The 12,550-nt window shown below is 69.7% G+C and carries 11 protein-coding genes; 5 read left to right on the top strand and 6 right to left on the bottom strand.

The genetic code is table 11. The annotated features are described in order from the left end of the window. Positions 1–23: 23 nt before the first annotated feature. The 4 genes from mdlC (at position 24) to BLA15945_RS32485 (ending at position 5,726) form a co-directional block, all read left to right on the top strand. Positions 24–1,631 (top strand): benzoylformate decarboxylase, encoded by a 1,608-nt coding sequence (gene mdlC / locus BLA15945_RS32500; protein WP_059233344.1) that lies wholly within the window; start codon positions 24–26, stop codon positions 1,629–1,631. Between the two features lie 31 nt (positions 1,632–1,662). After that, positions 1,663–3,114, top strand: a complete 1,452-nt coding sequence (locus tag BLA15945_RS32495) for an aldehyde dehydrogenase (RefSeq protein WP_174994285.1) — start codon at positions 1,663–1,665, stop codon at positions 3,112–3,114. 14 nt (positions 3,115–3,128) lie between these two features. After that, entirely contained in the window at positions 3,129–4,073 is a 945-nt protein-coding gene (locus tag BLA15945_RS32490; RefSeq protein ID WP_174994284.1) for a ketopantoate reductase family protein, read from the top strand. Between the two features lie 255 nt (positions 4,074–4,328). Next, positions 4,329–5,726 carry an MFS transporter gene (locus BLA15945_RS32485; RefSeq protein WP_174994283.1) on the top strand — a complete coding sequence of 466 codons (1,398 nt, stop codon included), beginning with the start codon at positions 4,329–4,331 and terminating at the stop codon, positions 5,724–5,726. 20 nt (positions 5,727–5,746) lie between these two features. Here the strand turns inward: BLA15945_RS32485 and kynA are convergent, their stop codons facing one another. From kynA to kynB, 3 genes are all read right to left on the bottom strand, one after another. Next, positions 5,747–6,670 carry a tryptophan 2,3-dioxygenase gene (gene kynA / locus BLA15945_RS32480; protein ID WP_174994299.1) on the bottom strand — a complete coding sequence of 308 codons (924 nt, stop codon included), beginning with the start codon at positions 6,668–6,670 and terminating at the stop codon, positions 5,747–5,749. A gap of 78 nt (positions 6,671–6,748) precedes the next feature. Continuing rightward, the gene (gene kynU / locus BLA15945_RS32475) at positions 6,749–8,002 is read right to left on the bottom strand and encodes a kynureninase (protein WP_407045122.1); all 1,254 of its coding nucleotides are present in this window, start codon (positions 8,000–8,002) and stop codon (positions 6,749–6,751) included. Positions 8,003–8,027: 25 nt separating this feature from the next. Further along, a complete protein-coding gene (gene kynB / locus BLA15945_RS32470; protein WP_174994282.1) occupies positions 8,028–8,669 on the bottom strand; it encodes an arylformamidase in 642 nt (213 codons plus the stop codon). Between the two features lie 130 nt (positions 8,670–8,799). Between kynB and BLA15945_RS32465 the strand changes: the two genes are divergently transcribed. Continuing rightward, positions 8,800–9,300, top strand: coding sequence for an Lrp/AsnC family transcriptional regulator (locus tag BLA15945_RS32465; protein ID WP_006477992.1), 501 nt, complete (start codon positions 8,800–8,802; stop codon positions 9,298–9,300). Here the strand turns inward: BLA15945_RS32465 and BLA15945_RS32460 are convergent. The 3 genes from BLA15945_RS32460 to BLA15945_RS32450 all read right to left on the bottom strand — a co-directional run bounded on the left by BLA15945_RS32460 (position 9,287) and on the right by BLA15945_RS32450 (position 12,166). Next, positions 9,287–9,796: a flavin reductase family protein gene (locus BLA15945_RS32460; protein ID WP_059233351.1), complete on the bottom strand. Its 510-nt coding sequence runs from the start codon at positions 9,794–9,796 to the stop codon at positions 9,287–9,289. The two genes, BLA15945_RS32465 and BLA15945_RS32460, sit on opposite strands and share 14 nt — an antisense overlap. A gap of 301 nt (positions 9,797–10,097) precedes the next feature. After that, a complete protein-coding gene (locus BLA15945_RS32455) occupies positions 10,098–10,763 on the bottom strand; it encodes a hypothetical protein (RefSeq protein WP_059233352.1) in 666 nt (221 codons plus the stop codon). Continuing rightward, entirely contained in the window at positions 10,760–12,166 is a 1,407-nt protein-coding gene (locus BLA15945_RS32450) for a selenium-binding protein SBP56-related protein (RefSeq protein WP_059233353.1), read from the bottom strand. The genes BLA15945_RS32455 and BLA15945_RS32450 overlap by 4 nt, the downstream gene beginning before the upstream one ends. Positions 12,167–12,550: the final 384 nt, after the last annotated feature.

Below are 12,550 nucleotides of genomic sequence, written 5' to 3'. Positions count from 1 at the left end.
AGCCATCGAGGAGACACCCGAGCATGTCCGGCCATCCGCCCCCATCCGCCGCACCGATCACCGTACGCGATTCGGTCATCGACCTGCTTCGCCAGTTCGGCATCGACCGCGTGTTCGGCAATCCCGGCTCGACCGAGCTGCCGATGTTCCGCGACTTCCCGGACGATTTCCGCTACGTGCTCGGCCTGCATGAAGCCGTCGTGGTCGGGATGGCCGACGGCCATGCGCAGGCCACCGGCAATGCGGCGGTCGTCAACCTGCATTCGGCGGCAGGCACCGGCAACGCGATGGGCAACCTCTTCACCGCATTCAAGAACCGTACGCCGCTGATCGTGACCGCGGGCCAGCAGGCGCGTGCGATTTTGCCGTTCGATCCGTTCCTCGGCGCGACGCAAGCCGCCGAGCTGCCGAAGCCGTACGTGAAATGGAGCATCGAGCCTGCGCGCGCGCAGGACGTGCCGGCCGCGATCGCGCGGGCGTACCGCATCGCGATGCAGGAGCCGCGCGGCCCCGTATTCGTGTCGATTCCGGTCGACGACTGGGACCAGCCGGCCGCGCTGCTGCCGCGCCGCGACGTCAGCAGCGTCGTGCGGCCCGATCCCGATGCGCTGGCGCGGCTCGGCGACGCGCTCGACGCCGCGCGGCGTCCCGCACTCGTGGTCGGCGCGGCCGTCGATCGCGCCGGTGCGTGGGACGACCTCGTGCGGCTCGCCGAGCGGCACCGTGCGCGCGTGTACGTCGCGCCGATGTCGGGGCGCTGCAGCTTCCCCGAGGATCATCCGCTGTTCGCCGGCTTCCTGCCCGCGATCCGCGAGAAGATCGTCGCGCGGCTCGACGGGCACGACCTCGTGTTCGCGTTCGGCGCGCCCGCGTTCACCTATCACATCGAAGGCTTCGGTCCGCACGTGCCGCCGGGCGCGACGCTCGTGCAGCTCGTCGACGATCCGGGCGTCGCCGCGTGGACGCCGTCGGGCGATGCCGTCGTCGGCAACCTGCGGCTGGCCGCGCGCGACCTGCTGGCGCGCCCGGCGCCGCTCGAGCGGCCGATGCCCGCGCCGCGCGCGCCGCGCGTGCGCGTCGACGCACCCGCTGCCGGCGAGCGCATGTCGGTCGCATTCGCGCTGCAGACGCTTGCCGACGTGCGCGACGCGCACGACATCGTCGTCGAGGAGGCGCCGAGCGCGCGGCCGGTGATGCAGGAACACCTGCCGTTCACGCGCAGCGGCACGTTCTACACGATGGACAGCGGCGGGCTCGGCTACGGGATGCCGGCCGCCGTCGGTGTCGCGCTTGCGCACCCGGCGCGGCGGGTGATCGGGCTGATCGGCGACGGCTCGAGCCTGTATTCGATCCAGGCGCTGTGGAGCGCCGCGCAGCTGAAGTTGCCGATCACGTTCGTGATCCTGAGCAATCGGCGTTACGCCGCGCTGCAGGATTTCGCGCCCGTGTTCGGCTTCGGCCCGGACGACCCGGTGCAGGGCACCGATCTGCCGGACCTGGATTTCGTCGCGCTTGCGCAAGGGATGGGCTGCCGCGGTGTGCGCGTGTCCGATGCGGCGCAATTGCGCGACACGCTGACCGACGCGCTGCGCGCCGCGACGCCGGTCGTCGTCGAAGTCGAGATTGCCTGACACGCCCCGCGCGCGTCCTTCCGGAGAATTCATGCAAACCGTATCGATGCTGATCGACGGCGAACGCCGTCATGCGTCCAGTGGCGCGACCTTCGTGCGCCGCAATCCGCTCGACGGCGAAGTCGCGTCCGAAGCGCCCGCATGCACCGTCGACGATGCGCGTGCGGCGGCCGACGCGGCCGCCCGCGCGTTTCCCGGCTGGGCCGCACTCGGCCCCGGCGCGCGTCGCGCGCTGCTGCTGAAGGCGGCCGCCGCACTTGAAGCGAAGCACGAGCAGTTCGTCGCCGCGATGGCGGCCGAGACGGGCGCGTCCGCGCTGTGGGCCGGCTTCAACGTGCACCTCGCCGCGAGCGGGCTCGTCGAGGCCGCGTCGTTGACCACGCAGGTCGGCGGCGAGCTGATTCCGTCCGACGTGCCGGGCTCGCTCGCGATGGGCGTGCGGCAAGCGGCCGGCGTCGTGCTCGGCATCGCGCCGTGGAACGCGCCGGTGATCCTCGCGACGCGCGCGCTCGCGCTGCCGCTCGCATGCGGCAACACGGTCGTGCTGAAGGGCTCGGAGCTGTGTCCCGTCACGCACGGGCTGATCGTCGAGGCGCTGCAGGAAGCCGGGTTGCCGCCGGGCGTCGTCAACTTCGTCACGAATGCGCCCGACGACGCAGGCGCCGTCGTCGATGCGTTGATTGCGCATCCGGCCGTGCGCCGCGTGAATTTCACGGGCTCGACGCGTGTCGGACGGATCGTCGCCGAAGCCTGCGCGCGCCACCTGAAACCGTCGGTGCTCGAGCTTGGCGGCAAGGCGCCGTTCGTCGTGCTCGACGACGCCGATCTCGACGCGGCGGTCGCGGCGGCCGCGTTCGGCGCATTCGCGAATTCCGGGCAGATCTGCATGTCGACCGAGCGTATCGTCGTCGATGCGTCGATCGCCGATGCGTTCGTCGCGAAGCTCGCCGACAAGGCCGCGTCGCTGCCGCTCGGCGATCCGCGCAACGGGCCCGTCGTGCTCGGTTCGCTGATCGACATGAAGGCCGTCGAGCGCTGCAACGCGCTGATCGACGATGCGCTCGCGCATGGCGCGACGTTGCTGTGCGGCGGCAACGCGGACAGCACGCTGTTTCCCGCGACGCTGCTCGACCATGTGACGCCCGCAATGCGCATCTATGCGGAAGAATCGTTCGGCCCGGTGAAGGGCATCGTGCGCGTCGACGGGGAGGAGGCCGCGATCCGCTGCGCGAACGACAACGCATTCGGGCTGTCGTCGGCCGTGTTCAGCCGTGACGTCGCGCGTGCGCTGCGCGTCGCGGCGCGCATCGAATCGGGCATCTGCCACGTGAACGGCCCGACCGTGCACGACGAGGCGCAGATGCCGTTCGGCGGCGTGAAGGACAGCGGCTTCGGCCACTTCGGCGGCAAGGCCGGCATCGCCGCATTCACGGACCTGCGCTGGATCACCGTGCAGACCGCGCCGCGCCACTATCCGTTCTGACGAGGCTGCCGACGATGAGGATCGCGATTCTGGGAGCGGGCGCGATGGGCTCGCTGTTCGGCGGGTTGCTCGCCGAAAGCGGTGAGGCCGTCACGCTGATCGACGTGAACGACGCGCATCTCGACGCGATTCGCCGCGACGGGCTGCGCATCGACGACGACCACGGCGAGCGACGTATCCGCACATTGCAGGCCGTGCGGCCGGAAGCGGCGAACGCCGAAGCGCTTGCGTCGCCCCATGCACCGTTCGACCTCCTGATCGTTTTCACGAAGTCGCTGCACACGCGCGCGGCGCTCGAAGGCGTGCACGCGCTGCTGACGCCGGACACGGCCGTGCTGACGCTGCAGAACGGGCTCGGCAATGTCGAGGCGCTGAATGCGTTCGTGCCGCTCGACCGCATCCTGGTCGGCGTGACGACGTGGCCGGCCGATGCGGCCGGGCCTGCACACGTGCGCTCGCACGGCGCGGGCACGATCCGCATGATGACGGCCGACGGCGCGGTACGCCCGTTCGCGGCGACCGTGGCCGATGCGCTGTCGCGCGCGGGGCTGGCGTGCACGCTCGACGCCGACGTGTGGGCCGCGATCTGGGAGAAGGTCGCGTTCAACGCGGCGCTCAACACGCTGTGCGCGGCGACCGGCTGCACGGTCGACCAGCTCGGCAATCATCACGACGGGCCGCGGCTCGCGCTGGCGATCGCGGCCGAGACCGCAGCGGTCGCGCGTGCGAAAGGGATCGCCGTCGATGACGAGCGCATCGCGCGCAACGTCGAACATGCCATTCGCGAACATCGCGGCCATCGCCCGTCGATGTTGCAGGACGTGCTGGCGGGCCGCCGTACGGAAATCGACGCGATCGGCGGCAAGGTCGTCGCGGCCGCGCGTGAAGCGGGTGTCCCCGTGCCGCATGCGGAGACGATGCTCGCGCTCGTCCGGCTGATCGACGCACGGATGAACTGAGCATCAGGCCGGCGGCCGGCTGGCGCCGCATGACGAGCCGCGCGCACGACCTATGGCCGATGGCGCCGGATCGACACGGATGGGACACCGCGCGGGCACCGGCGCATCGACGCCGGCCGCGCTGCAAGCGATCCGGGCACGCGTGCGCGCGCCAGCCCGGGCAACTGGAGACGCCATGAAAGCCATCGAATGCCGTTGTCTTGCCGCGCGCCGGTCGCGCACGTTGCCGCCGATGGGCGGTGCACGGGAGGCCGCATGAGCACGCGCGACGGATTGCCGGCGCCGTCGGTCGACATCGGCACGACGCTCGACGACGGGCCGTTCACGACGATGCAGCGCTGCGTGGTGCTGCTTGCCGCGCTCGCGATCGTGCTCGACGGCTTCGACGGCCAACTGATCGGCTTCGCGATTCCGGTGCTGATCCGCGAATGGGGCATTACGCGCGGCGCGTTCGCGCCGGCCGTCGCGGCCGGGCTGATCGGGATGGGCATCGGCAGCGCGTGCGCGGGGATCGTCGCGGACCGCTTCGGCCGCCGCCAGGCCGTGATCGGCAGCGTGTTCCTGTTCGGCATCGCGACCTGCGCGATCGGCTTCGCGCCCGACGTCGCGGCGATCGCGGTGCTGCGCTTCGTCGCGGGGCTCGGGATCGGCGGCGCGCTGCCGACAGCCACGACGATGACGGCCGAATACACGCCTGCGCGGCGCCGCACGATGATGGTGACGGCAACGATCGTCTGCGTGCCGCTCGGCGGCATGCTGGCCGGCCTGTTCGCGCACGAGGTGCTGCCGCGCTACGGCTGGCGCGGGCTGTTCTTCGCGGGCGGCGCGCTGCCGCTCGTGCTTGGTTTCGTGCTCGTGCGTGCGCTGCCGGAATCGCCGCGCTATCTCGCGCGGCGTTCCGCGCGCTGGCCGGAACTCGCCGCGCTGCTCGCCAGGATGCAGCGGCCGGTCGCACCGGGCACCGTGTTCACCGACATGAAGGACGCGCGCGCGGCCGGCGGCCGCAGCGGCTTCGGCGCGCTGTTCGCGAGCGGTCAGGCGCGCGACACGATCGCGCTGTGGTGTGCGTTCTTCATGTGCCTGCTCGCGGTGTACGCGGCGTTCAGCTGGCTGCCGACGATGCTCGCGGCGAGCGGGCTGAGCGTGTCGGTCGCGGGGGCGGGGCTCACCGCGTACAACCTCGGCGGCGTGATCGGCGCGCTGCTGTGCGCATGGGCGATCGCGCATGCGGGGTCGCGCTGGCCGCTCGCGCTGTGCAGCATCGGCGGCGCGGCGAGTGCGGTGTGGCTTATGGGGGTCGATGCCAGCCGCCATACGAGCTGGCTGATCGTCGGGCTCGGCCTGCACGGGCTGTTCGTCAACGCGGTGCAGTCGACGATGTATGCGCTTTGCGCGTACATCTATCCGACGGCCGTGCGTGCGACGGGCACCGCGAGTGCGCTTGCGTTCGGCCGGCTCGGCGCGATCCTCAGCGCGTTCGCGGGCGCAATCGTGATCACGACGGGCGGCGCGGGCGCGTATCTGACGATGCTGGCCGTCGCGATGGGTGTCGTGTGCATCGCGCTGCTCGCGGTGCGGCGGCACATTCCGCGGCTGTCGCGCGCGCAGGCGGCGCCGCGCGAAGGGGAGGAGCTGGCCCGCACGTCGTCGTGACGGCGGGCGCGGGACGCGCGTTACAGCGTGGTGCGCACGTGCCAGAGTTCCGGGAACAGCACGACGTCGAGCATCTTGCGCAGGTACGGCGCGCCGCTCGTGCCGCCGGTGCCCTGCTTGAAGCCGATGATGCGTTCGACCGTCGTCACGTGACGGAAGCGCCACTGGCGGAACGCGTCTTCGAGGTCGACCAGCTCCTCGGCCATCTCGTACAGCTCCCAGTGTTGCTGCGGGTGGCGATACACCTCGAGCCACGCGGCTTCGACGGTTTCGTCGTGCCGCGTCGGCTGCGTCCAGTCGTGCTCGAGCCGCTCGGGCGCGATCGGGAAACCACGCCGCGCGAGCAGGCGCACGACTTCGTCGTAGAACGACGGCGCTTCGAGCGTTGCGCGCACCTGTCCGAGGATGTCGGGCCGGTGCGCGTGCGGCTGCAGCATCTGCGTGTTCTTGTTGCCGAGCAGGAATTCGAGCTGCCGGTACTGGTACGACTGGAAGCCGGACGACTGGCCGAGATACGGACGCATCGCCGAGTATTCGGACGGCGTCATCGTCGACAGCACGCTCCACGCCTGAACCAGCTGCTCGAGAATCCGCGACACGCGCGCAAGCATCTTGAATGCGGGCGGCAGCGCGTCGGTGCGCACCGCGTCGAGTGCGCCGCGCAGTTCGAACAGCGCGAGCTTCATCCACAGCTCGCTCGTCTGATGCTGGATGATGAACAGCATCTCGTTGTGATCGGGCGACAGCGGATGCTGCGCGTCGAGGATCGAATTCAGCGACAGGTAGTCGCCATAGCTCATCGACTTCGAGAAATCGAGCTGCGCGTTGTGCCAGCCGGCATCGCCCGGCACGTGCGGCGCCTCGTGCGCGGCCTGCGCCGGTTGTGCGGCGCGTGCGCCCGAGAACGGGCAGCCCGCCGGCGCGTCTTCGCCGGGTGGCTGCATATGACCAGAATTCACGACTCTCTCCAGATTTGAATGACGGGGGGCCTGGCGCGCGGCGCGCGCGCCGGGCAAAACCGGTCAGGTCACCGCGCCGCGTTCGGCGAACTCGGGCGCCTTCCACGCGTCGGTGGCGAGGATGTCGCGCAGCGTCTCGACGGCATCCCACACATCGGCGAAACGCGTGTAGAGCGGCGTGAAGCCGAAGCGCAGCACGTACGGCTCGCGGTAGTCGCCGATCACGCCGCGCGCGATCAGCGCCTGCATCACTTCGTAGCCGTGCGGATGCTCGAAGCTTGCCTGCGAGCCGCGCTGGTGATGTGCGCGCGGCGTGACGAGCTTGAGCGACAGGCCTGCGCAGCGCGCTTCGACGAGCGCGATGAACGCGTCGGTCAGCGCGAGCGACTTGCGGCGGATCGCGTGCATGTCAGTCTGCAGGAACACGTCGAGCCCGCATTCGACCATCGACATCGACACGATCGGCTGCGTGCCGCACAGGAAGCGTGCGATGCCCGGATCGGGCGCGAAGGCCGGCTGCATCGCGAACGGCGCGCGGTGGCCCCACCAGCCCGACAGCGGCTGCGAGAAATGCGCGAGATGGCGCTGCGGCACCCACACGAACGCGGGCGAGCCGGGGCCGCCGTTCAGGTACTTGTATGTGCAGCCGACCGCGCCGTCCGCGCGCGCGCCGTTGAGATTGACCGGCACCGCGCCGGCCGAGTGCGCAAGATCCCACAGCATCAGCGCGCCCGCGTCGTGCACGAGTTGCGTGACGGCCGGCATGTCGTGCATGTAGCCGGTGCGGTAGTTCACGTGCGTGATCATCGCGACGGCCGTGTCCGCGCCGAGCGCGGCCGGCAGGTCGGCCGGATCGTCGATCAGGCGCAGCTCGTAATCGCCGCCGAGCTGTTCGATCAGCCCCTGCGCGATATACAGGTCGGTCGGGAAGTTCGAGCGCTCCGACACGATCACGCGGCGCTCGGGCGCACGTTCGGCCTGATGGCGCAGCATCGCCGACAGCAGCTTGAACAGGTTGATCGAGATGGTGTCGGTGACGACCGTTTCGCCCGGTGCGCCGCCGATCAGCGTCGCGAGCTTGTCGCCGAGACGGCGCGGCAGCGCGAACCAGCCGGCCGTGTTCCAGCTGCGGATCAGGCCTTCGCCCCATTCGGCGCCGATCACCTGCTGCGCGCGGGCGGCCGAGGCGCTTGGCTGCGCGCCGAGCGAGTTGCCGTCGAGGTAGATTACGCCATCGGGCAGGGAGAACTGGCTGCGCAGCGGGGCGAGCGGGTCATCGCGGTCGAGCGCGAGCGCGTCTTCACGGGTCTTGATCATGATGTGGGGTCGTGGGTCGGGGTAATCAGGAGGCACGTGCAGGCAGCGCGCGCAGTACCGCGCGCACCGGGCTCGCGTCGAGCGTCGCGAACTTCAGCGGCAGTGCGATCAGTTCGTAGTCGCCGGGCGGCACGTCGTCGAGCACGATGCCTTCGAGGATCGCCATCCGGTGCGCACGCACGCGGTGATGGGCATCCATCGTCTTCGATTCCTGCGGGTCGAGCGACGGCGTATCGATGCCGATCAGCTTCACGCCATGCGCGGCGAGCAGATCGACGGTTTCGGGCGCGACTGCGCAGAAATGGCTGTCCCACTGTTCTACGTTGGCACGCGCATACGTGCGCAGCAGCACGCGCGGCGGCACGTTGTCGAGCGCGGTCGCGATGTCGGCCGGCTGCACGACCGGCGACGCGCCGATGCAATGGATCACGCGGCACGGGCCGAGATAGGTGTCGAGCGGCACGGCGCCGATCGGGGCGCCGTCGGCGTCGTAGTGCAGCGGCGCGTCGCAATGCGCGCCCGTGTGCGGCGACAACGTCAGGCGCGCGACGTTGACCGGCGAGCCGGCCTCCATCCGCCACACGCGTTCGACGGAAACCGGCGTATCACCCGGCCACACGGGGGTGGCGGGGCTGACAGGCGGCGAGATGTCCCAGAGAGTGTCCATGGCATGACGAATCGGTGAATCGATCCTTCGAATGATAGGTGGACGCTCGCAGAAAGTGCTTGCGAAATAAACATGGACAATCCGCCGGATTGGCAGATAATTCGACTCAGAGGGAAAACGGGGACCAAAAATGCACGCGATCACGCTCGATGCCACCGACTGCCGGATTCTGGCGGTACTGCAGGAGGAGGGCAGAATCAGCAATCTCGACCTGGCGGAACGCATTTCGCTTTCGCCATCCGCCTGCCTGCGCCGCATGCGCCTGCTCGAGGAGCAGGGCGTGATCGAGCACTATCGCGCGTGCCTGAGCCGCGAGAAGCTCGGCTTCGAGCTCGAGGCATTCGTGCAGGTGTCGATGCGCAACGAAGAGAATCAATGGCACGAGCGCTTCGCGGAAGCGCTGCGCGAATGGCCGGAGGTGGTCGGCGCATTCGTCGTGACGGGCGAGAGCCACTATCTGCTGCGCGTGCTCGCGCACAACCTCAAGCACTATTCGGATTTCGTCCTGAACCGGCTCTACAAGGCGCCCGGGGTGATGGACATCCGTTCGAACATCGTGCTGCAGACGCTGAAGGATGAAGCGGGCGCGCCGGTCGGGCTGGCGCGCACGGGGGCGATCAAAGCGGTGTGAGGCCGTGGAAGCCGCCGCCGTGGAAGACGAGCGGCGGGGCCGTGTCCGATACCGCGCGCACGCCGCAGCGTTCGACTTCGCCGACGAAGATCACGTGGTCGCCTTCATCGTAGCGGCTGCGGTTGTGGCATTCGAACCAGGCGAGCGCGCCGTCGAGCACGGGCATCCCCGAGTTGCCGGCCGCATGCGCGATCCCTTCGAAGCGGTCGCCCTTGTAGGTCGAGAAGCGCTTGCACAGGTCGAGCTGCGACGCCGCGAGCACGTTCACCACGTAATGGCTGTTGCCGCGGAACACGGGCGTCGACGCCGATTTGTGCGCGAGGCTCCACAGCACGAGCGGCGGATCGAGCGAGACCGAGTTGAACGAGCTGGCGGTGATGCCGATCAGCTGCCCGGACGGCGCGCGCGTCGTGATCACCGTCACGCCCGTCGCGAACTGGCCGAGTGCCTGCCGGAACGCGGCCGCGTCGAAATCCGGCGGGTTGGCGCGGCTCATCGGGCCACCATCCGGAACGAGACGGGCAGGCGCGGCGCGACGCGGACGGGGCGGGCACGGCGGACGAAAGGCGACAAGGCGGTCGATTGGGAAGGGGTGCGCATGGCCCGATTTTAGCGGAATCGCAGCCGCCGGGCCCGGCCGGACGGTGCATTGCGGGGGCAAGGTGGCGTACCGAACACTGCGGCGCGCTGCTCGATGCGCATCGCGGGCGGCCGGCATCGCCGTTCTGTCGCGTTTTTCAAGCAGGCCTGCTGCGCCAACCGGCAGCGCCGCATCATGCCTGCCATCGATCCCCGCGCTAGCGCGCCGCTGCCAGCCCGAGGGACAGCGCGCCTGTCACGATCAGGCTCGATGCCCACACCGCATCGAGATTGAACCAGCTTCGCGATACGAACTTCAGTCCGAGATAGCGGTACACGAGCCACGCGAGCCCGCCGCCGGCGGCGATCATCGCGGCCGCATGCACGGCCGCGACGACGAGCGCCATCCCGAGATGCGCATCGACGAGCATCGCGGCCGCGCGGTGGCCGGCATCGCCGTCGAGCCCGCACAGCCCGAGATAGATCGGCACCAGCATCAGCCCCGCGCCGTGCGCGAGCGCGACCGCGAACGACCACAGGCCGAGCCGCGCGGGCGGGATCCGCGCGAGCGCGCGCGGATGCCTGCGCCGGATCAGCAGCACGGCGCCGAAGCCGATCACGAGCGCGCTCGCGCCGATCCGGATCGCCGACTGCCACGCGAGCAGCGCGGCGAGCAGCCCGAACGGCAGCATCACCGCGAACACCGCGAGCGCATGGCCGAGCGCGAGATAGCCGAGCGCCGCGACGAGCGCGGCGCCGCGGCGCGTCATCAGCGCGTTCGACACCGCGAGCGGCCAGCCCATCGCGGGATTGAGCCCGTGATAGATGCCGCTCGCGAGCACGGCCGCCCACAGGGCGGCCTGCGCGTGCAGGCCGGTGCTCAACGCCGGACCGACGGATAGCAGAACGAGTCGGTCGAGCAGTCGCCGCCTTCGAGCCGGATCTGGTGCGCACGGTAGCCGTCGGGGAATTCGACCCAGTAATCTTCGGCGAGCGTCAGCCCGCCTTCCGGCCCCGCATGCGCGAGCACCTGCGCGCCCGGCACGCCGTCCGGATAGAACTGGTCGTCCCACGTCGAATACAGCGAATTGGTCCAGTACACGCGCCGGCCGTCGCGGCTGATCTCGACCATCTGCGGGCCGCCCGCGAACCTGCGCCCGTTCGTGTGCGGCGCACGGCGCACGATGCCGCCGATGCGTACCGACCCCGCGAGCACCGGGTTGTGCGGATCCGACACGTCGTACTGGCGCATCTCGCCGGTCCCCCAGCACGACACGTACAGGAAGCGGTCGTCGAGCGACAGGTCGATGTCGGTCACGAGCGGCGGCACCGCGCCGAACGATTTCAGCAGCGGCGGTAGCTCGTCGGCCGCGGCCGGCTCGGCCGGGATCGTCGCGGTCTTCTTCACATGGAACTTGCCGCCTTCGCGCCACCAGGTCCAGATCGAGCCTTCGAGATTCGTCGTATCGACCACGACGCCGACGAACCCGTATTCGCGCGCCGGGTCGTGCGCGGGCCGCACCTCGAGCGCCATCTGGTGCTGCGCGCCGAGATCGATCGTCTGCACGTTGCGCCGCGCGCGCAGGTCCCAGAAATGCAGCCGGTGCCCGTATTTGTTCTCGAGCAGGTCTGCCGGCACGATCCCGTTTTCGAACTGCGGCGGCAGCGCCCACTCGCTCGACACCATGTAGTCGCGCGGCAGGTTCCACCAGAAGTCGTAGTGCTTGTCCTGCGGGCCGCGGTCGATCTCCCAGCGGCCGAGCACGTCGAAGGTTTCGCAATCCATGATGAAGATGCCGGGCGCGCCGTCGGTGCCGTCCTTGCCCGCGCCGCCGAGCGTGCTCACGTAAATGCCTTCGGGGCCGCAGTGTACGGTGTGCGGACGCGAATAGCCGGTCTTCGCGAAGATCTCGTCGGGCTCGATGATCTTGTGGATGCGCGCCTGTGTCGGATGCGGCTTCGTGTCGATCACGTAGATGCGCGACGAGCGCAGGCCGGGGATGATCAGGAAGCGGCGTTCGAGGAACGCATGGCCGGTCAGCGGCGACAGCGACGACGAGCACGCATTCCAGCCGAAGTGGTGAAACTCGTCGCCGGTGTTCGGCATCGTTACCGTATGCACGATCTTTCCGTAAGTCGGCGAACCGGGCTTCACGTCGATCACGGCAAGCGCGTCGGGTCTGGAAAAATCGGGGCTCAGCAACAACGTATAGGCAAATTCTTCGGCGGGTGCCTGCATCGCAAGCGCCGGCGAGGCGTGAAACGTCGGGTCAGGCCGCATGCTCATGGTGATGCCCTCTCGATGGGTTGGGATCGTGGACGCACGGCCGTTCGTTGCGGGCGTGCGGACTGCGGGTGCCGTTCGGCGTGGATGGCGCCGGCGGGCGCGATCGGCAGGCGGATGCACGCGTCGGCGACGCGTACGGCGCCGTGCATCAGATCGTGAAAGCGGGAAAAGACGAGGTACTGGACCGCCGTGCCCGGGGCGGGACGGCCGTGCGGCATCGCGATGGTGCGATTGAGGTGCCGGCGCGCGAGGTGGCGGCGACCGGGCCCGCGATGCGGGGGATGTCTGCTAAGGCATGCATATCGATGTTCCGGCAGATGATGTTTGCATCAGGGTCGGGCGTGCATCGGACGCTTGGCTGGCGCGACGGGTTTGCCGCCGCTT

It is taken from the genome of Burkholderia arboris (assembly GCF_902499125.1).
Lineage (GTDB): Bacteria > Pseudomonadota > Gammaproteobacteria > Burkholderiales > Burkholderiaceae > Burkholderia > Burkholderia arboris.
Note: the sequence above shows the minus strand (reverse complement) of the source record. Positions and strands in the feature narration are given on the sequence as shown.

Excerpts from the sequence above, each read along its gene's own strand:
- mdlC (WP_059233344.1), top strand. The coding sequence starts at position 24 with ATGTCCGGCCATCCGCCCCCATCCGCCGCACCGATCACCGTACGCGAT.
- BLA15945_RS32495 (WP_174994285.1), top strand. The coding sequence starts at position 1,663 with ATGCAAACCGTATCGATGCTGATCGACGGCGAACGCCGTCATGCGTCC.
- BLA15945_RS32490 (WP_174994284.1), top strand. The coding sequence starts at position 3,129 with ATGAGGATCGCGATTCTGGGAGCGGGCGCGATGGGCTCGCTGTTCGGC.
- BLA15945_RS32485 (WP_174994283.1), top strand. The coding sequence starts at position 4,329 with ATGAGCACGCGCGACGGATTGCCGGCGCCGTCGGTCGACATCGGCACG.
- kynA (WP_174994299.1), bottom strand. The coding sequence starts at position 6,670 with ATGCAGCCACCCGGCGAAGACGCGCCGGCGGGCTGCCCGTTCTCGGGC.
- kynU (WP_407045122.1), bottom strand. The coding sequence starts at position 8,002 with ATGATCAAGACCCGTGAAGACGCGCTCGCGCTCGACCGCGATGACCCG.
- kynB (WP_174994282.1), bottom strand. The coding sequence starts at position 8,669 with ATGGACACTCTCTGGGACATCTCGCCGCCTGTCAGCCCCGCCACCCCC.
- BLA15945_RS32465 (WP_006477992.1), top strand. The coding sequence starts at position 8,800 with ATGCACGCGATCACGCTCGATGCCACCGACTGCCGGATTCTGGCGGTA.
- BLA15945_RS32460 (WP_059233351.1), bottom strand. The coding sequence starts at position 9,796 with ATGAGCCGCGCCAACCCGCCGGATTTCGACGCGGCCGCGTTCCGGCAG.
- BLA15945_RS32450 (WP_059233353.1), bottom strand. The coding sequence starts at position 12,166 with ATGAGCATGCGGCCTGACCCGACGTTTCACGCCTCGCCGGCGCTTGCG.